Origin of the sequence: Micromonospora aurantiaca ATCC 27029 (genome assembly GCF_000145235.1) — a bacterium.
Lineage (GTDB): Bacteria > Actinomycetota > Actinomycetes > Mycobacteriales > Micromonosporaceae > Micromonospora > Micromonospora aurantiaca.
Window position 1 is genome coordinate 961731 of the sequence record NC_014391.1, and the last position, 18938, is coordinate 980668.

Annotated in this window: 19 protein-coding genes; 15 read left to right on the forward strand and 4 right to left on the reverse strand. The window is 71.7% G+C overall.

Annotated elements, in window-relative coordinates; all coding sequences use genetic code 11:
• Positions 1 to 122 precede the first annotated feature (122 nt).
• The 5 genes from MICAU_RS04765 (at position 123) to MICAU_RS04785 (ending at position 5634) form a co-directional block, all read left to right on the forward strand.
• On the forward strand, positions 123 to 2648 hold the full coding sequence (locus tag MICAU_RS04765) for a bifunctional FO biosynthesis protein CofGH (RefSeq protein ID WP_013284157.1): 2526 nt from the start codon (positions 123 to 125) through the stop codon (positions 2646 to 2648).
• A gap of 150 nt (positions 2649 to 2798) precedes the next feature.
• Positions 2799 to 3092: a hypothetical protein gene (locus MICAU_RS04770; protein ID WP_013284158.1), complete on the forward strand. Its 294-nt coding sequence runs from the start codon at positions 2799 to 2801 to the stop codon at positions 3090 to 3092.
• Between the two features lie 71 nt (positions 3093 to 3163).
• Entirely contained in the window at positions 3164 to 4561 is a 1398-nt protein-coding gene (locus MICAU_RS04775) for a DUF4331 domain-containing protein (protein WP_013284159.1), read from the forward strand.
• Positions 4562 to 4574: 13 nt separating this feature from the next.
• Positions 4575 to 4913, forward strand: coding sequence for a hypothetical protein (locus MICAU_RS04780; RefSeq protein ID WP_013284160.1), 339 nt, complete (start codon positions 4575 to 4577; stop codon positions 4911 to 4913).
• A gap of 460 nt (positions 4914 to 5373) precedes the next feature.
• On the forward strand, positions 5374 to 5634 hold the full coding sequence (locus tag MICAU_RS04785) for a WhiB family transcriptional regulator (protein ID WP_013284161.1): 261 nt from the start codon (positions 5374 to 5376) through the stop codon (positions 5632 to 5634).
• A 98-nt stretch (positions 5635 to 5732) separates the two neighbouring features.
• On the opposite strand, the gene MICAU_RS04790 is transcribed toward MICAU_RS04785, so the two are convergent.
• On the reverse strand, positions 5733 to 6182 hold the full coding sequence (locus tag MICAU_RS04790) for a metallopeptidase family protein (RefSeq protein ID WP_018787548.1): 450 nt from the start codon (positions 6180 to 6182) through the stop codon (positions 5733 to 5735).
• A 153-nt stretch (positions 6183 to 6335) separates the two neighbouring features.
• On the opposite strand from MICAU_RS04790, the gene MICAU_RS04795 reads away from it, so the two are divergent.
• A complete protein-coding gene (locus MICAU_RS04795) occupies positions 6336 to 6704 on the forward strand; it encodes a DUF3499 domain-containing protein (protein ID WP_013284163.1) in 369 nt (122 codons plus the stop codon).
• 129 nt (positions 6705 to 6833) lie between these two features.
• Here MICAU_RS04795 and MICAU_RS04800 read toward each other — a convergent pair whose 3' ends face one another.
• The 3 genes from MICAU_RS04800 to MICAU_RS04810 form a co-directional block, all read right to left on the reverse strand.
• On the reverse strand, positions 6834 to 8213 hold the full coding sequence (locus MICAU_RS04800; protein ID WP_013284164.1) for an NAD(P)/FAD-dependent oxidoreductase: 1380 nt from the start codon (positions 8211 to 8213) through the stop codon (positions 6834 to 6836).
• Between the two features lie 5 nt (positions 8214 to 8218).
• The gene (locus MICAU_RS04805) at positions 8219 to 9565 is read right to left on the reverse strand and encodes an aspartate aminotransferase family protein (RefSeq protein ID WP_013284165.1); all 1347 of its coding nucleotides are present in this window, start codon (positions 9563 to 9565) and stop codon (positions 8219 to 8221) included.
• A gap of 148 nt (positions 9566 to 9713) precedes the next feature.
• A complete protein-coding gene (locus MICAU_RS04810; RefSeq protein WP_013284166.1) occupies positions 9714 to 10226 on the reverse strand; it encodes an Lrp/AsnC family transcriptional regulator in 513 nt (170 codons plus the stop codon).
• A gap of 205 nt (positions 10227 to 10431) precedes the next feature.
• On the opposite strand from MICAU_RS04810, the gene MICAU_RS04815 reads away from it, so the two are divergent.
• Genes MICAU_RS04815 through MICAU_RS04855 form a run of 9 tightly spaced genes read left to right on the forward strand, consistent with a single transcriptional unit; the run spans position 10432 to position 18935 of the window.
• Positions 10432 to 11616 (forward strand): polyamine ABC transporter substrate-binding protein, encoded by a 1185-nt coding sequence (locus MICAU_RS04815; RefSeq protein ID WP_013284167.1) that lies wholly within the window; start codon positions 10432 to 10434, stop codon positions 11614 to 11616.
• Positions 11613 to 12770, forward strand: coding sequence for an ABC transporter ATP-binding protein (locus MICAU_RS04820; protein ID WP_013284168.1), 1158 nt, complete (start codon positions 11613 to 11615; stop codon positions 12768 to 12770). Before MICAU_RS04815 ends, MICAU_RS04820 begins: the two co-directional genes overlap by 4 nt.
• A complete protein-coding gene (locus tag MICAU_RS04825; RefSeq protein WP_013284169.1) occupies positions 12767 to 13675 on the forward strand; it encodes an ABC transporter permease in 909 nt (302 codons plus the stop codon). The genes MICAU_RS04820 and MICAU_RS04825 overlap by 4 nt, the downstream gene beginning before the upstream one ends.
• Before the next feature lie 55 nt (positions 13676 to 13730).
• Positions 13731 to 14564 carry an ABC transporter permease gene (locus tag MICAU_RS04830; protein WP_013284170.1) on the forward strand — a complete coding sequence of 278 codons (834 nt, stop codon included), beginning with the start codon at positions 13731 to 13733 and terminating at the stop codon, positions 14562 to 14564.
• Positions 14561 to 15982 carry an NAD(P)/FAD-dependent oxidoreductase gene (locus MICAU_RS04835; RefSeq protein ID WP_013284171.1) on the forward strand — a complete coding sequence of 474 codons (1422 nt, stop codon included), beginning with the start codon at positions 14561 to 14563 and terminating at the stop codon, positions 15980 to 15982. The genes MICAU_RS04830 and MICAU_RS04835 overlap by 4 nt, the downstream gene beginning before the upstream one ends.
• The gene (locus MICAU_RS04840) at positions 15982 to 17184 is read left to right on the forward strand and encodes a saccharopine dehydrogenase family protein (protein WP_013284172.1); all 1203 of its coding nucleotides are present in this window, start codon (positions 15982 to 15984) and stop codon (positions 17182 to 17184) included. The genes MICAU_RS04835 and MICAU_RS04840 overlap by 1 nt, the downstream gene beginning before the upstream one ends.
• Positions 17181 to 18194, forward strand: a complete 1014-nt coding sequence (gene speB, locus MICAU_RS04845; protein WP_013284173.1) for an agmatinase — start codon at positions 17181 to 17183, stop codon at positions 18192 to 18194. The genes MICAU_RS04840 and speB overlap by 4 nt, the downstream gene beginning before the upstream one ends.
• Positions 18195 to 18234: 40 nt before the next feature.
• The gene (locus MICAU_RS04850) at positions 18235 to 18627 is read left to right on the forward strand and encodes a type II toxin-antitoxin system RelE/ParE family toxin (RefSeq protein ID WP_041798810.1); all 393 of its coding nucleotides are present in this window, start codon (positions 18235 to 18237) and stop codon (positions 18625 to 18627) included.
• A complete protein-coding gene (locus MICAU_RS04855; protein WP_013284175.1) occupies positions 18624 to 18935 on the forward strand; it encodes a helix-turn-helix domain-containing protein in 312 nt (103 codons plus the stop codon). The genes MICAU_RS04850 and MICAU_RS04855 overlap by 4 nt, the downstream gene beginning before the upstream one ends.
• Positions 18936 to 18938 lie beyond the last annotated feature (3 nt).

The following is an 18938-nucleotide window of genomic DNA, read 5'->3' on the forward strand; positions in this document are numbered from 1 at the left end:
CGCCGCCACCTGGGCCGCCACCGTCGCCCGCCGCTGTGCGGCAGCTCACCCGGGTCGTCCCGGTGCCCGGACCGCGGCCGGGGGCGGGCATCCGGCCGTCCGGCAGCGCTTAGGCTGGGCGGATGGTTGATCGCAGCGACCCCGAACCGACCGAGGCGAGCATCCGGCGGGCACTCGGGCGGGCCGCCACCGGCCGGGCGCTCGACGCCGGCGAGGCGGGCGCGCTGCTCGCCGCTCGCGGGCCGATGCTCGACGACCTGCTCCGGATCGCCTCCGACATCCGCGACGCCGGGCTGCGCGACGCCGGGCGGCCGGGCGTGGTGACGTACTCGAAGAAGGTCTTCATCCCGCTCACCCGGCTCTGCCGGGACCGCTGCCACTACTGCACGTTCGCCACCGTGCCGCACCGGCTGCCCGCCGCCTACCTGGAACGCGACGAGGTGCTGGCGATCGCCCGCGAGGGCGCCGCGCAGGGCTGCAAGGAGGCGCTGTTCACGCTCGGCGACCGGCCCGAGGAGCGGTGGCCGGCGGCCCGCCGGTGGCTGGACGAGCGGGGGTACGACTCGACGCTGGACTACCTGCGCGCCTGCGCGGTGGCGGTGCTGGAGGAGACCGGCCTGCTGCCCCACCTCAATCCGGGCGTGCTCACCTGGTCGGAGTTGCAGCGGCTCAAGCCGGTCGCGCCGAGCATGGGCATGATGCTGGAGACCACCGCCGGCCGGCTCTGGTCCGAACCGGGCGGCCCGCACTTCGGCTCACCGGACAAGGAACCCGCGGTACGCCTGCGGGTGCTCGACGACGCCGGCCGGGTCGGGGTGCCGTTCACCACGGGAATCCTGATCGGCATCGGCGAGAACCGGGCCGAGCGGGTCGACGCGATCTTCGCGATCCGCCGGGCGATGCGGGAGTACGGCCACCTCCAGGAGGTGATCGTGCAGAACTTCCGCGCCAAGCCGGACACCGCGATGCGCGGCATGCCCGACGCCGAGCTGCACGACCTGGCCGCCACAGTGGCGGTGGCCCGGGTGCTGCTCGGCCCGAAGGCCCGCATCCAGGCCCCGCCGAACCTCATCGCGGGCGAGTACGACCTGCTGCTGCGCGCCGGCATCGACGACTGGGGCGGCGTCTCCCCGGTCACGCCCGACCACGTCAACCCGGAGCGGCCCTGGCCGCACCTGGACGAGCTGGCGGCGCGTACCGCGAGTGCCGGGTTCACGTTGCGCGAGCGGCTGACCGTCTACCCGGAGTACGTCCGGGCGGGCGAACCGTGGCTCGATCCGCGCCTGCTGCCGCACGTCACAGCGCTCGCCGACCCGGCCACCGGGCTCGCGGTCGAGGCGGCCCGCCCGGAGGGACGGCCCTGGCAGGAGCCGGAGGAGGTCTACGGCGGCCGCACCGACCTGCACGTCACCATCGACGTCACCGGCCGGACCGACGACCGGCGGGGCGACTTCGACAGCGTGTACGGCGACTGGGCCGAGGTGGCCGGCAAGGTGGCGCCGGAGGCGCGCGCCGGCGTACCAGTGGGCGGTGGCGCGGACGCCGATCTGCGCGCGGGCCTGCGGCTCGCCGCTGACGACCCGGCCGCGCTGCTGACTCCGGCGCACGAGGCGAAGGCGCTGGCGCTGTTCGGCGCGGACGGCCCGGCGCTCGACGAGCTGTGCCGGCTGGCCGACGACGCGCGCCGGGACGCGGTCGGCGACGACGTGACCTACGTGGTCAACCGCAACATCAATTTCACGAACGTCTGCTACGTGGGCTGCCGGTTCTGCGCGTTCGCCCAGCGGGAGAGCGACGCCGACGCGTTCCGGCTCTCGCTGGAGCAGGTCGCCGACCGGGCCGAGGAGGCGTGGACGGCCGGCGCCACCGAGGTCTGCCTCCAGGGCGGCATCGACCCGAAGATGCCGGTGACCGGGTACGCCGACATCGTCCGCGCGATCAAGGCGCGGGTGCCGGACATGCACGTGCACGCGTTCTCCCCGATGGAGATCGTCACCGCCGCCGCGAAGGCCGGCGTGCCGGTGCGGGAGTGGCTGCTCCAGCTCCGCGAGGCCGGGCTGGACACCATCCCGGGCACCGCCGCCGAGATCCTCGACGACGACGTGCGCTGGGTGCTCACCAAGGGCAAACTGCCGGCCTCCGCCTGGGTCGACGTGGTGAGCACGGCCCACGAGGTGGGCATCCGGTCCAGCTCCACGATGATGTACGGCCACGTGGACCACCCGGGCCAGTGGCTCGCCCACTTCCGGGTGCTGGCCGGCGTGCAGGACCGTACCGGCGGGTTCACCGAGTTCGTGGCGCTGCCGTTCGTGCACACCAACGCGCCCATCTACCTGGCCGGCATCGCCCGCCCGGGACCGACATGGCGGGAGAACCGGGCGGTGCACGCGATGGCCCGGCTGCTGCTGCACGGCCGGATCGACAACATCCAGTGCTCCTGGGTGAAGCTCGGCGACGAAGGCACAGTGGAGATGCTGCGCGGCGGCTGCAACGACCTGGGCGGCACGCTGATGGAGGAGACGATCTCCCGGATGGCCGGCTCGGGCAACGGGTCGGCCCGTACCGAGGAGCAGCTGCGGGCCATCGCCACCGCCGCCGGGCGGCCGTTCCGCAAGCGGACGACCGCGTACGGTCACGCCCGCGCCTGAGGTCGAACCTTTCCCCGCCGCGCGCCGTACCTGTGGATGCCGGCGGCGGTTTCGGCGAGGACCGCCGCCGGTGACCCCGAACCGGGGCCCGGCGGTGTCCGGGCGCCCGGCCCGCTGCGGCGCTGCGGCGCCGGTCCGGAAAGGTTGCCGATGAGCACTGACGAGACCACCGACGCGCCGAAACGGCGGACTTGGCCGCGATTGACCCGCAGGCAGACGCTCACCGCCGCGGCGAGCGCCACACTGGGCGCCGCCGCCCTCACCGTGCCGGGCCTGTCCGCCGCCCAGAACGCCCCCACGGCGAGCCGGCGCGACGAGCCGATCGTGGTCCACCTCCGCGACGCCGCGGCCGGCGTCATGGACGTCTTCGTCGGCACCACCCGGGTCGAGGTACGCGACCGCGGCCTGGCCGACCGCCTGGTGCGCGCCGCCGGCCGGCGCTGATCCACCCTCCACCGGCGCGGGCTCCCGGCGCCGGTTCCGACTTCCGTTCCCCCGACGAAGGTGCGTCCGCCATGTCCTCTCACCGCGAGGCCCCGGAGATCGCCAAGGATCCGGTCGCCGACAGTTCCGACCTGTACGCGTTCGTCACGCCGAGCCAGCCGGACACGGTCACGTTGATCGCCAACTACGTGCCGGTGCAGCTCCCGTCCGGCGGCCCGAACTTCTTCGAGTTCGGTGACGACGTCCGGTACGAGATTCACATCGACAACGACGGCGACGGTTATCCGGACGTCACCTATCGTTTCGAATTCACTACCGAGATCACGAACCAGAACAGTTTTCTCTACAACACCGGGCCGATCGAGTCGCTGGAGAGCAAGAACTGGAACCGGCGGCAGTTCTACCGGCTGACCCGGATCGCCGACGGCCGCGCGCGTGTGCTGGCGCACAAACTGCCCTGCCCGCCGTGCAACGTCGGGCCGCTGTCCACGCCGAACTACCAGAACCTGGTCCGGCAGGCGACGTTCAAGCTGTCCACCGGTGAGAAGGTGTTCGCCGGGCAGCGGGCCGACGGTTTCTTCGTCGACCTGGGCGCGGTGTTCGACCTGGGTACGCTGCGGCCGTTCCAGCAGCTGCACGTCGCCGGCAAGAAGCTGTTCCGGGACGAGGGCGAGCCGGTGAACGCGCTGGACCGGCTCAACGTGCACAGTCTCGCCGTGCAGGTGCCGCTCAACCAGGTACGCCGCAAGGCGGCCCGCTACGGCTACGCCGACCGCGCCTCGACCATCGGGGTCTGGACCAGCGCGTCCCGCCAGCAGGTGCGGGTGCTGGGTGACCGGGTCGCCGCTGATACCGCGGCCGGACCCTTCACGCAGGTGTCGCGGCTCGGTAACCCGTTGTTCAACGAGGTCATCGTGCCGATGTCCAGGAAGGACGTCTGGAACACGCTGCCGCCGTCGGAGGACAAGCGGTTCGCCGGGTTCGTGGAGCGGCCCGAGCTGGCCGGGCTGCTGCCGGCGCTCTACCCGGGTGTGTTCCCCAATCTGGACGCGCTGAACAAGTCCAAGAAGCCGCGTGCCGACCTGGTGGCGATCCTGCTCACCGGCGTCCCGGCCGGACTGATCGACGGCTTCGCCAACACCACCGGTGACGTGCAGGCGGACATGCTGCGGCTGAACACGGCGATCCGGCCCAGCCGCAAACCGGACCGGTTCGGTGTGCTCGGCGGCGACCTGGCCGGCTTCCCCAACGGCCGCCGTCCCGCCGACGACGTGGTGACGATCGCGCTGCGCGCCATCGCCGGGCTGACCGTGCCGCTCGTCGACAAGACGTTCCGGCCGGACGCCGCCGCCGCGGCGGTGACACCGGGCCTGAGCGCGGCCGACGTGACAGCGCCGTTCCTGGCCGACTTCCCGTTCCTCGGCACGCCGTACGACGGGTTCGGCAACCCGCAGGCGAAGAAGTCCTGACGGGAGCCGGCGAATGTCACACCATCACGATCTCGGCCCGTCGGAGGTCGGCAGCGTCGTGCTCGACCTGGGCGGCGACCGGGGCGCGCTGATCATCCACACCGGGCGGGACCTGCACGGCCGGGAGATCGAGATCAGCCGCGTGGACCTCGACGGCCCGCGGACCCACTCCGCCGTACGCGAGCGGCACGTCCGGGACGGGGTGTTCCACAGTGCCGTCTACCCGGATCTGGAGGCGGGTGTGTATACCGTCTGGTGGGACGAGAGTACGTCCGCCGGCGCGATCTCGGTCACCGGTGGGTCGATCGCCGAATTCGTTTGGCCCACCAGCTCACCAGCCCGCTTGGACTGATCCGTCAGTCGCGCCGGAACCCGCGCCCCGTCCACATGATGGACGGGGCGCGGTCGGCGTTGGACGGCTCGACGGGCGGTACAGCGGGAAGCGGGTTACCCTTTGCCCCACCAATTCTGATCTTGGTGCGAGCGGCCGGCGGGGGCGTCCGGCCGGCCTGCCGGCGATGCGCCACGGCAGAAAACTTCCGGCAACTCGCCGGGGAGGGCGTTACTCGTCCGGGGTCTGAATCGATAGGGCAGGTTGCGAGGCTACGGGCGACCGCGGCGGTCGTCACGGACGTGTCGGGAGGGCGACTCCATTATCAAGTTTGGCTTGACGGCGCACGCATTACACGCGTGTAATTTGAATGGGGTTGTTCGCGCGGAACGCAACAAATGGTGACCGTACGGACAGGCACGCCTTTCGCGTGGGGGGTTGCAGCGGCGAATGACGCCGGTGCGCGACAAGGAGGCAATCGATGGACGGCCAGCTCGAGGTGGCCGACCTGCTCGGGAACGCGCCGGAGTGGCAGGAGCGAGCGCTCTGCTCGCAGACCGACCCGGAGGCGTTCTTTCCCGAGAAGGGCGGCTCGACCCGCGAGGCGAAGCGCATCTGCTCGCGGTGCGAAGTGAAGACGGAATGCCTGGAGTACGCGCTCGGCCACGACGAGCGGTTCGGGATCTGGGGTGGCCTCTCCGAGCGGGAGCGGCGCAAGCTCAAGCGGCGGGTCGCCGCCTGATCCACGTACGGGTCCACGGGCGGTGGGGGCCGCCCGGACCCGGGTCGCTGTCCGGCCGGCGCGTCCGGCCGGGTGGCGGCGCCTGTCCGGTCAGCCGGTCAGGCCAGCTCGTCCGGGTCGACCCCGAGCAGATTCGCCACCTGCTCGATGATCACGTCATGCACCAGGTCGGCGAGGTCCTCGCGATCCATCGCGCGGAACTCCAGCGGTCGCCGGTAGAGCACGATCCGCGGCGGCACCTCCTGGCGGCCGGGCCGCCCGGGCAGCAGCCGGGCGAGCGGCACCTCGCCGTCCTCCAGCACGTCCGAGTCGTAGACGTTCAGATCCGGCGGGACGTCCTCGACCGCGAACTCCACCCCGGCCAGCTCCTTGGCGAACCGGCGTTCGAGCGTCTCCACCGTGTCGAGCACCAGATCGTCGAAGACCTCGGCCTTCGTCCGCGCCAGCGGCACCGTGGCCGGCACCAGCCGCCCGCGCAGCCCGCGACCGTGCCGGTCACGGTGGGTGCGCCGGCCGGAGCCGGGGCGGCGGTTCTGGGGGCTCGTCATGACGCACAGGGTAGCCCGCATCGGCGGTCCACCCGCCGTCGCGCGGCCGTCCGGCGTGCCGCTGCGCCGATCGGAGGAATTGTGATCACCATGACGGGCGTGTCGTAACGCGAAGCGGTGCGCCGGACCCGGTAATGGGGATACCCTGCCGCCGTGAGGTCACCACGGCGCTGCTCCCGTAACGGCTGCCCCCGGCAAGCGGTCGCCACATTGACCTATGTCTACAACGAGTCGACGGCGGTGGTGGGCCCGCTCGCGGCGTTCGCCGAACCGCACACGTACGACCTGTGTGAGCCGCACGCCCGTAGCCTGACCGCCCCGCGCGGCTGGGACGTGGTGCGGCACGAGGGCGAGTTCGAGCCGCCGCCGCCCACCACCGACGACCTGGTGGCGCTGGCCGAGGCGGTACGCGAGGCCGCACGCCCCGCCCCGCCCCGTCCTCCGGAGGACGAGCCCGCCAAGCCCCAGACCCCCCAGCAGGGCCGCCGGGGCCACCTCCGGGTCATCCCACCCCACCACTGACCGACCGCCGTTCAGGCCCGCGGGCCCCGGCCCTCCACCGGTCGATCATGAAGTTGACGGCGTTTTCGATCTCCCTGAGTGCCGCTAACTTCATGATCAACGGGGTGGGCGCCGGGATGGGTGGCGCGGTCAGTGGCCCAGGAAGCGGTTGAAGAGATCGGCTCGGCGGGACGGGCGGGCGGTGCGGTGCTCGCTCTGGTCGGCTGAGGACATCACCCTCAGGCCGGTGTTCATGGCCAGCCAGCGCAGCGGCTCCGGTTCCCAGTGGGGGGAGCGGTGCCCGACCCAGGGCAGCGCCGTGAGGTCGCTCTCCACGCCCCGGATCAGGTCGGCGAGCGTACGCCCGGCGAGGTTGCTGGTGCCGACGCCGTCACCGACGTAGCCGCCGGCCCAGGCCAGCCCGGTACGCCGGTCCAGCCCCACCGACGCGGCCCAGTCCCGGGCCACGCCGAGCGGCCCGCCCCAGGCGTGCGTCACCGGCACGTCCGGCCCGAGCACCGGGAACAGCTCCCCGAGCGCCCGGCGCAGCGCCGCGAACACCCGCGGCTCCCGGTCGAAGCCCTGCCGGACCCGGGAGGCGTAGTGGTAGGGCGCGCCCCGCCCGCCGAACGCGAGCCGGCCGTCGGCGGTGCGCTGGCCGTACACGATGACGTGCCGGTAGTCGGAGAACGTCTCCCGCTCCGCCAGCCCGATCCGCGCCCACGTCTCCTCGGGCAGCGGCGGGGTGGCCACCATCAGCGAGTAGACGGGCGCCACGGTCCGCCGCTGACCCGGCAGCCCCGGCGTGTAGCCCTCCGTCGCACGCACCACCACGGGCGCCCGGACCACGCCCGCCGGGGTCACCGCCGCGCCCGGCCGCAGCGCGGTCACCGGGGTGCGCTCGTGGATGCGTACGCCCCGGCGCTCCACCGCCCGGGCCAGGCCCCGGACCAGCTTCGCCGGGTGTACGGCCGCGCAGTGCGGGGTGTACGTGCCGCCGCGTACCCCCTCGGCGTTGCAGCGCGCGGCGGCCTTGGCGGCGTCGAGCAGCGTCAGGTCGTCGTCGGTGAGCCCGTGCGCGTGGGCCTGGGCGACCTCGGCGCGGGCCCGCTGGAGCTGGGCCTCGCCGCGCGCGAGCATCACCGTGCCGCCGGCCCGCCAGTCGCAGTCGATGCCCTCGGCGGCGGCGACCCGCCCCACCTCGGCGACCGTGTCGTGCATGGCCCGCTGCATGGCCAGTGCCCGGTCCCGGCCGTGCCGCCGGGCCAGCGCCGGCAGCGACGTGGGGAACAGCGCCGAGCACCAGCCGCCGTTGCGCCCCGACGCGCCGTACCCGGCGATCTCCCGCTCCAGCACGACGACGCGCAACGTGGGGTCGGCCTCGGCCAGGTACCAGGCCGTCCACAGCCCGGTGTACCCGGCGCCCACGATCGCCACGTCGGCGTCCGTGTCGCCGGGCAACCCGGGTCGCGGTGTCAGCGGTTCGTCCAGGCCGGACAGCCAGTACGACAGACGCCGGTAGTCGGTCATCGGCGTCAGAGCCGCGACCACGCCTCGGTCAGCACCGCGCGCAGGATCTGCTCGATCTCGTCGAAGTGCTGCTGGTCGGCGATCAGCGGCGGGGCGAGCTGCACCACCGGGTCGCCCCGGTCGTCGGCCCGGCAGTAGAGCCCGGCGTCGAACAGCGCTGTGGACAGGAAGCCGCGCAGCAGCCGCTCGGACTCGGCCTCGTCGAACGTCTCCCGGGTCGTCTTGTCCTTCACCAGCTCGATGCCGTAGAAGTAGCCGTCGCCCCGGACGTCGCCGACGATCGGCAGGTCGTGCAGCTTCTCCAGGGTGGACCGGAACGCGCCCTCGTTCGCACGGACGTGCCCGATCAGGTCCTCCCGGGCGAACACCTCCAGGTTGGCCAGCGCGACCGCGCAGGAGACCGGGTGGCCGCCGAACGTCACCCCGTGCGCGAACATGCCGGTCTCGGTGAGGAACGGCTCCATCAGCCGCTCGCCGGCGATCATCGCGCCGAGCGGGGCGTAGCCGGAGGTGATGCCCTTGGCGGTGGTGATGATGTCCGGCTGGTAGCCGTAGCGCACGGCGCCGAAGTACTCGCCGAGCCGGCCCCAGGAGCAGATCACTTCGTCGCTGACGAGCAGCACGTCGTACGCGTCGCAGATCTCGCGTACCCGCTCGAAGTAGCCGGGCGGCGGCGGGAAGCAGCCGCCGGAGTTCTGCACCGGCTCCAGGAAGACGGCGGCGACCGTCTCCGGCCCCTCCCGCTCGATCGCCCGGCCGATCTCGTCGGCGGCCCAGCGGCCGAACGCCTCGGCGTCGTCGCCGTGCTCGGGGGCCCGGTAGAAGTTGGTGTTCGGCACCTTGATGCCACCGGGTACCAGCGGTTCGAAGTCGGTCTTGATGCCGGGCAGGCCGGTGATCGACAGCGCGCCCATCGAGGTGCCGTGGTAGGCGATGTAGCGGCTGACCACCTTGTGCTTGGTGGGCTTGCCGGTGCGCTTGAAGTAGGCCCGGGCCAGCTTCCACGCCGCCTCGACGGCCTCGGAGCCGCCGGTGGTGAAGAAGACCCGGTTCAGGTCGCCGGGGGTGAGCGTGGCGATCTTCTCGGCCAGCTCGACGGCCTTCGGGTGGGCGTACGACCAGAGCGGGAAGTAGGCCAGCTCGCCGGCCTGCTTGGCGGCGGCCTCGGCCAGCTCGGCGCGGCCGTGACCGGCGTTCACCACGAACAGCCCGGCCAGCCCGTCCAGGTAGCGGCGGCCCTGCGCGTCCCAGACGTACGCGCCCTCGCCCCGGACGATTGTCGGAACCTCGCCGGCCGGGTAGCTCGCCATGCGGGTGAAGTGCATCCAGAGATGGTCGGTGGCGTTGGCCATGTCAGCCCCATCGGGTCTCGGGCCGGTCAGGGGTGACACCGGCCGCTCTGCCCACGGTTATCCCACAGGCGATGCCGATAAGGCAAGCGAACAAGCTTCAGCGCGACGGATTCAGCGCCATATCACTTTCCTGCCGACGGAATCCGCATCAGGCGGTGCCCCAGCTGTAGGTCTGCTTGCGCAGCTTCAGGTAGACGAACGCCTCGGTGGAGAGCACCCCGGGCACGCCGCGCAGCTTCTGGAGGATCTCCAGCAGGTGTGCGTCGTTGCGGCAGACCACCTCGGCCAGCAGGTCGAACGAGCCGGCGGTGATGACCACGTAGTCGATCTCCTCGAACTCGGCCAGCCGGTCGGCGACGGGTTCCAGGTCGCCGTCGGTGCGCAGCCCGATCATGGCCTGGCGGGGGAAGCCGAGCTGGAGCGGATCGGTGACCGCGACGATCTGCATGACGCCCGCGTCGAGCAGCCGTTGCACCCGCTGGCGTACCGCCGCCTCGGAGAGGCCGACCGCCTTGCCGATGCTCGCGTACGGGCGGCGCCCGTCCTCCTGGAGCTGCTCGATGATCTGCTTGGCCACGTCGTCGAGCAGAGCGTGATTGGCTCCTTCACGCACCGTGACCCGGCGGGCGCCGTTGGAGTTCTCCTGGTGCCGGTTGACCATCGACGCTCCTCGTGTCCGATTCTCCGTGTTGAGCGTAGTGCCCCGCGCAGTCTGGCGTATTTCGTGGCGACTGGCTATTCCGGCAACGGAATCCCTTGTGAGAGAGGTTTTCTCATGTCAGGATCAGTCGTCCATCGCCACTGACCCTCCCGCCGGCGCGCCGCCCCCGTCCCGCCGCCGACGATGCCCCCCAAGGAGTCGTCACATGCGTAGTCCCCTCCGGCCCCTCACCCGGCGTGGTCTGCTCACCGGGACCGTCGGCTCGGCCGCGCTGCTCGCCACCGCGGGCACCCTGGCCGGCTGCGGGACCAATGGCGCCCAGCAGACCGAAGCCGGATGCAAGAGCGAGGATCTGTCCGCCACCGAGAAGAAGGTCGCCTTCTCGAACTGGCCGCAGTACATGGACACCGACGAGAAGGACGAGTCCAAGCGCCCCACGCTCGATGCGTTCGTCGCCGCGTCGGGCATCCAGGTGACGTACACCGAGGACGTCAACGACAACAACGAGTTCTTCGGCAAGGTGCGCAACCAGCTCGCCGGGTGTCAGAGCACCGGCCGGGACATCATGGTGCTCACCGACTGGATGGCCGCCCGGATGATCCGCCTCGGCTGGGTGCAGAAGCTCGACAAGTCGAAGATGCCCAACGTCGAGGCGAACCTGCTGTCGTCGCTGCGCGGGCGCTCCTTCGACGCCGAGACCCAGCTCGCGGTCCCGTGGCAGTCCGGGCTGGCCGGGCTCGCGTACAACGCGAAGGTCGCCAAGGAGATCCGCACCGTCGACGAGCTGCTCACCCGCCCCGATCTCAAGGGCAAGGTGACAGTGCTGTCGGAGATGCGCGACACCATCGGCCTGCTGCTCCAGTCGCTCGGCCACGACCCGGCCAAGTTCACCCCGGCCCAGTTCGACGACGCGCTGAACAAGCTGAAGAAGGCGGTGGACAGCAAGCAGATCCGGCGGTTCACCGGCAACGACTACGCGCCCGACCTGGCCAAGGGCGACATCGCCGCGTGTATCGGCTGGTCCGGCGACGTCGTGCAGCTCGGCTTCGAGGACGACAAGATCAAGTTCGTGGTGCCCGAGTCCGGCGTGATGCTCTGGTCGGACAACATGCTGGTGCCGAACAAGGCCACCCACAAGGCCAACGCCGAGGCGTTGATGAACCACTACTACGACCCGGCGGTGGCGGCGAAGCTGGCCGCGTACGTCAACTACATCTGCCCCGTGCAGGGCGCGCAGGCCGAGATGGAGAAGATCGACCCGGATCTGGCGACCAACCCGCTGATCTTCCCGGACGACACGATGCTGTCCAAGGCCAAGGTCTTCATGGCGCTCGACGAAGCGCAGGAGAAGGAGTACGAGACCAAGTTCCAGCAGGTGATCGGCGCGTGAAGGGGCAGCAGACCCCGGCCGGTGACCTGCGACTGGTCGACCTGACCAAGCGGTTCGGCGTCTTCACCGCCGTCGACGACCTCACCCTCACGATCCCGCAGGGCTCGTTCTTCGCCCTGCTCGGCGCGTCCGGCTGCGGCAAGACCACCACACTGCGGATGATCGCCGGGCTGGAGCAGCCCACGAGCGGGCAGGTGCTGCTCGGCGAGCAGGACATCGCCGGGCTGCGGCCGTACAAGCGGCCGGTGAACACCGTCTTCCAGAGCTACGCCCTCTTCCCGCACCTGGACATCCACGAGAACGTGGCGTTCGGGCTGCGCCGCCGCGGCATCCGCAAGGTGAGCGACCAGGTGGAGCGGATGCTCGCCCTGGTGCAGCTTGAAGGGTACGGGCGGCGCCGCCCGGCCCAGCTCTCCGGCGGCCAGCAGCAGCGCGTCGCGCTGGCCCGGGCGCTCATCAACCACCCGCAGGTGCTGTTGCTCGACGAGCCGCTCGGCGCGCTCGACCTCAAGCTGCGCCGGCAGATGCAGATTGAGCTGAAGCGGATCCAGACCGAGGTCGGCATCACGTTCGTGCACGTCACCCACGACCAGGAGGAGGCCATGACGATGGCCGACACGGTCGCGGTGATGAACGCCGGCCGGATCGAGCAACTCGGTGCGCCCGCCGACATCTACGAGTACCCGGCCACCGCGTTCGTGGCGAACTTCCTCGGCCAGTCCAACCTGCTCGCCGCCGAAGCCGGCGGTCGCGCCGCCGACGACGTGCTGGTCACGGCGCACGGCTCGCGCTTCTCGGTGCCCGCCGGGCGGGCCCGGCTCACCGACGGGCCGGCCTTCCTCGGCGTACGTCCGGAGAAGCTGCACCTGGCCGACGGCCCGGACGGGGTGCCGGCCGGGCACCAGCACGTCGGCGGCATCGTCACCGACACCTCCTACGTCGGGGTGAGCACCCAGTACCTGGTGCGCACCGCGTGGGGCAGCGAGCTGTCCGCGTTCGCCGCGAACAGCGGGCTGGGCGGCCGCCTCGCCGTCGGTACGGCGGTGACCGCGCACTGGGATCCGCGGCACGCGTTCCTGCTGCCCCGGGCCGCCGGTGAGGACGACCAGACCGCGCCGCTGCTCGACGAGCCGCCGGTGGGTGCGTCGGCATGAGCGCGCTGGCCCACGTACCGACCTCCGCCGGGAAGCCGGTGCCGCCGCCGGTGCGGCGCGGGCGCAGCCGCCTCCTGCCGTACCTGTTGCTGCTGCCCGGCGCGGTCTGGCTGCTCGTCTTCTTCGCGCTCCCGCTGGTGCAGCTCGCCTCGGCCAGCCTCTACGACCCGGCCGGCTCGCTCTCCACCGGGTACGCCATGACCTGGGCGTTCAGCAACTACCCGGACGCGTTGCAGGCGTACTGGCCGCAGTTCTCCCGGTCGTTCCTCTACTCGGCCATCGCGCTGGTGCTCGCGTTGCTGATGGGCTATCCGCTGGCGTACGCGATCGCGCAGAAGGCCGGCCGGTGGAAGAACCTGCTGCTGGTCGCGGTGGTCGCGCCGATGTTCACCAGCTTCCTGGTGCGCACGCTGGCCTGGAAGACCATCCTGTCGGACAACGGCGCGCTGGTCGGGCTGCTGCGCGACGTGCACCTGCTCGGCCCGGACGGCCGGCTGCTCGCCACCCCGATCGCCGTTGTGCTCGGCCTGACGTACAACTTCCTGCCGTTCCTGGTGCTGCCGCTGTACGCGAGCCTGGAGCGGCTCGATTCCCGGCTGCTGGAGGCGGCGAGCGACCTGTACGCGAGCCCGCTGCGCGCGTTCGCCAAGGTCACGCTGCCGCTGTCGATGCCCGGTCTGATCGCCGGCACGCTGCTGTTCTTCATCCCGGCCACCGGTGACTACATCAACGCCGAGCTGCTCGGTACGCCGAACGAGTACATGATCGGCAACGTCATCGACTCGGCGTTCCTGGTCCGGCTGGACTATCCGCAGGGCGCGGCGCTGTCGTTCCTGCTGATGGCCGCGATCCTGGCGATCGTCTTCGTCTACCTGCGGAAGGCCGGCACGGAGGAGGTTCTGTGAGCGCGAGGAGCGCAGCGAAGCGGAGCCCCGCAGTCGCGAACGAAAGGCGGGCGCTGTGAACGGACTCAGGCGCTGGCTCGCCGACCGGTGGGTGATGGGCGTGGCACTGCTCGTCCTCGGCTACCTGACGCTGCCGATCATGGTGGTCGCCGGCCTGTCCTTCAACCGGCCCTCCAGCCGGCTCTCCTACGACTTCAACGAGTTCACGCTCGACAACTGGAAGCAGCCCTGCGCCACCTCGGACATGTGCGACGCCGTGGTGCGCAGCATGCAGATCGGCCTCATCGCCACGGTCGTCTCCACGCTCCTCGGCACGCTGATGGCGTTCGCGCTGGTCCGGCACAGCTTCCGCGGCCGCTCCGGGCTCAACGGGCTGATCTTCCTGCCGATGGCCACCCCGGAACTCGTGATGGGCACCTCGCTGCTCGCCCTCTTCGTGGCCGCCGGGGTGCCGCAGGGCTTCTGGACCATCGTCATCGCGCACGTCATGTTCTGCGTGTCGTTCGTCGTGGTCACCGTGAAGGCCCGGCTCTCCGGCATGGACCGGCGGCTGGAGGAAGCCGCGATGGACCTGTACGCCAGCGAGTGGCAGACGTTCCGCCGGATCACGCTGCCGCTCGTGCTACCCGGCATCGTGGCCGCCGCGCTGCTGGCGTTCTCGCTCAGCTTCGACGACTTCATCATCACGAACTTCAACGCCGGCACCACTGTCACGTTCCCCATGTACGTCTGGGGCGCCTCCCAGCGGGGCATCCCGCCGCAGGTGAACGTGATCGGCACGGCCATGTTCGTGATCGCGTTGCTGCTGGTCGGGGCCACCTCGCTGCGCGGGCGGCGGGCGCGACGGGCCGCCCTCGCGATGGTTGCCACACCGGCGGGCAAGCCATGACACTCCCGCATACCGGCCGGGCGCTGGCCGACGCCGCGCCCGTGTCGTACTGGCTGGACCGCCCGGCTCGCCCCGACCCGCTGCCGCCGCTGACCGGGACGCACACCGCCGACCTGCTCGTGGTCGGCGGCGGGTACGCCGGGCTGTGGACCGCGCTGCTCGCAAAGGAGGCCGACCCGGACCGCGACGTCCTGCTCGTCGACGCGGGCACGTGCGGCTGGGCGGCGTCCGGGCGCAACGGCGGGTTCTGCGCCGCGTCGCTCACCCACGGGCTCGCCAACGGCGTCGAGCGGTTCCCCGGCGAGATCGGTGAGCTGGAACGGCTGGGCCGGGAGAACCTCGACGCCATCGCCGCCACCGTGGCGAAGTACGACATCGACTGCGACTTCGAACGCACCGGCGAGCTGGCGGTTGCCGTCGAGCCGTACCAGCTCGACGGGCTCGCCGCCGACGCCGAGCTGGCCCGCCGGTACGGCCACGACGTGCGGCTGCTCGACCGAGACGAGGTACGCGCCGAGGTGGCGTCGCCGACGTACCTGGGCGGGATGTGGGACCGCGACCGGGTGGCCCTGCTCGACCCGGCGAAGCTCGCCTGGGGACTGCGCCGGGCCGCGCTCGACCTGGGCGTACGCGTGCACGAGCACACCCGCGTCACCGGCCTGGCCAGCGACGGCGCCGGGCTGCGCGCCACCACGGCGGGCGGCGCGGACGCGGCGCCCGGCGCGGTACGGGCGCGGCAGGTCGTGCTGGCCACGAACGCGTTCCCGCCGCTGCTGCGCCGGCTGCGCTCCTGGATCGTGCCGGTCTACGACTACGCGCTGATGACCGAGCCGCTGACCGGGGCGCAGCGCGACGCGATCGGCTGGCGGCACCGGCAGGGGCTCGCCGACACCGGCAACCAGTTCCACTACTACCGGCTCACCGCCGACAACCGGATCCTGTTCGGCGGCTACGACGCCGTCTACCACTACGGCAACCGGGTGGCGCCCGTGCTGGAGCAGCGCGAGGCCACCTTCACCACGCTGGCGTCGCACTTCTTCGCGACCTTCCCGCAACTCGATGGCCTGCGGTTCAGCCACCGCTGGGGTGGCGTCGTCGACACCTGCACCCGGTTCTGCGCGTTCTTCGGCACCGCGTACTCCGGACGCCTGGCGTACGCCGCCGGGTTCACCGGGCTCGGCGTCGGCGCGACCCGGTTCGGGGCCCGCGTGACGCTCGACCTGCTCTCCGGCACTGACACCCCGCTGACCCGGCTCGACCTGGTGCGCCGCAAGCCGCTGCCGTTCCCGCCGGAACCGGCCCGGTCCGTGGGCATCAACCTCACCCGATGGTCGCTCGCCCGCGCCGACGCGCGGGACGGACGGCGCAACCTCTGGCTCCGTACTCTCGATCGTCTTGGACTGGGGTTCGACTCCTGATGCGTATCCTCCTCGTCGGCGCCGGTGGCGTCGGCTCCGCCGCCGTATCCATCGCCGCCCGCCGTACCTTCTTCGAGATCATGGTGGTCGCCGACCACGACCCGGCGCGGGCGGCGCGGGCCGTCGCCGGACACGGCGACCGGTTCGTCGTCGCCACAGTGGACGCCGCCTCCGCCGACGCGGTGGCCGCGCTGTGCCGGGAACACCGGATCACGCACGTGCTCAACGCGGTCGACCCGCGCTTCGTCATGCCGATCTTCGACGGCGCGTTCGCCGCCGGGGCCGACTACCTCGACATGGCGATGTCGCTGTCCCGGCCGCACCCCGAGCACCCCTACGCCGAGACCGGGGTCAAGCTCGGCGACGAGCAGTTCGCCGTCGCGGAGCGGTGGGCCGCCGCCGGACGGCTCGCGCTCTGCGGCATCGGCGTCGAACCGGGCCTGTCCGACGTCTTCGCCCGCTACGCCGCCGACGAACTCTTCGCCGAGATCGACGAGATCGGGGTACGCGACGGCGCGAACCTCACAGTCGCCGGGTACGAGTTCGCGCCCTCGTTCTCCATCTGGACCACCATCGAGGAGTGCCTCAACCCGCCGGTGATCTGGGAGGCCGGGCGCGGCTGGTTCACCACCGAACCGTTCAGCGAGCCGGAGGTGTTCGACTTCCCGGCCGGGATCGGCCCGGTCGAGTGCGTCAACGTCGAGCACGAGGAGGTGCTGCTCATCCCGCGCTGGGTGCCGGCGAAGCGGGTCACCTTCAAGTACGGCCTCGGCGCCGAGTTCATCGAGGTGCTGCGCACGCTGCACAAGCTCGGGCTGGACTCCACCCAGCCGGTGCGCGTACGCGGGGTCGACGTGTCGCCGCGCGACCTGGTGGCCGCCGCGCTGCCCGACCCGGCCACGCTCGGCGACCGGATGAGCGGCAAGACCTGCGCCGGCACGTACGTCACCGGCACCGGGCCGGACGGGCGGCCCCGCCGCGTCTACCTCTACCACGTGGTCGACAACGAGTGGTCGATGGCCGAGTACGGCCACCAGGCGGTGGTCTGGCAGACCGCCGTCAACCCGGTCGTCGCGCTGGAACTGCTCGCCACCGGCGCCTGGTCCGGCACGGGTGTGCTCGGCCCGGAGGCGTTCCCGCCGACCCCCTTCCTGGACCTGCTCACCGGCTACGGTTCGCCGTGGGGGATGGAGGAACGATGACCCGGTACGGCCCGATGTACGGTCCCGACATCACGTTCCTCGGCGTGCCACCGTGCACAGTCGAGGAACCGGTCACGTACGCCGACGCGGACGTGGTGGTCATCGGGGCGCCGTTCGACGGCGGCACCTCGCACCGGCCGGGCACCCGGTTCGGGCCGTCCGCCATCCGGCAGGCCTGCTACCTGCCGCACGACGGCTCCCGTCCGTCGCTGGCGCTGCGCGTCGACGGGCTGAAGGACCTGTGCGTCTACGACGCCGGCGACGTGGAGATGTTCAGCGGCGACATCGAGCGCTCGCTGGCCGCGCTGGAGACCGCCGTGCACGCGGTCGCCGCCGCCGGGGCGATCCCGGTGGTGCTCGGCGGTGACCACTCCATCGCGCTGCCCGACGCCACCGGCGTGGCCCGGCACCACGGGCTCGGTCGGGTGTCGCTCGTGCACTTCGACGCGCACGCCGACACCGGCGACGTCGAGTTCGGCTCGCTGCACGGCCACGGTCAGCCGATGCGCCGGCTCATCGAGTCCGGCGCGGTACGCGGCGACCGCTTCCTGCAGATCGGGCTGCGCGGCTACTGGCCCGGCCCGGACACGCTGGCGTGGATGGCGGAGCAGCGGATGCGCTCGTACGAGATGACCGAAGTCGTGGCGCGCGGCCTGGACACCTGCCTCACCGAGGCGTTCGGCATCGCGACCGACGAGTGTGAGGGCGTGTTCCTCTCCGTCGACGTGGACGTGGTCGACCCGGGCATGGCACCCGGCACCGGCACGCCCGAGCCGGGCGGGTTCACCTCCCGGCAACTGCTCGACGCGGTGCGCCGGGTCTGTTACGAGCTGCCGGTGGTCGGGCTGGACGTGGTCGAGGTAGCCCCGCCGTACGACCACGCCGACATCACCGCGTACCTGGGCAACCGGGTGGTGCTGGAGGCGTTGTCCGCGATAGCCCGCCGCCGCCACGACGCCGCCGGCGGACCCCCGTGGAACCCCACCCAGCCGCTCCTGGACAACCGCTGACTGGTAGTCCGGGATGTTTAGCCCGGGCTATAGTCGGGGCATGGGTGCGGACGGGAAGCGCTGGTCGGTGCGGGTCACCGGAGAGGTCCGGCACTGGCTGCGCGACCTGCGGGACCACGACCCGTCGTCGTACGAGAGCGTCCGGGTGGCGGTGGACAAGCTGGCCGAGGTCGGGCCGGGGCTGGGTCGCCCGCTCGTGGACACGCTGCGTGGAAGCAGTCTCCGTAATCTGAAGGAGCTGCGGCCCCGCTCCGGTCGGGACGTGGCTATCCGGGTGCTGTTCGTCTTCGATCCCTGGTCGCAGGCGGTCCTCCTGGTCGCCGGCAACAAGGCGGGCAACTGGACCCGCTGGTACCGGCAGCACATTCCGGCGGCGGAGGTTGCCTACAAGGCTTGGCTCGACAGCGAGCGCGAGCGAAGGGGGGAGTCGTGACGGAGTTCTATCACTGGGACGAGGTCCGCGCCGAACTCGGCGGTGACGACGAGGCGTACGAGGCGGAGCGCGCCCGGACCGACGCGTGGGTGAGCGCGTTCCACCTGGCCGAGGAGCGCAAGCGGCTGGGGCTCACCCAGCGGCAGGTCGCCGAGATCATGGGGGTCACGCCGGGCCGGGTCAGCCAGATCGAGAACGGCGACCTCGACGTCAACGAGGTGGCCACGCTGAGCCGGTACGCCAATGCCCTCGGCGCCCGGCTGCGGATCATCTTCGACTACGGCGACGACCTCCGGCAGATCGCCTGACCG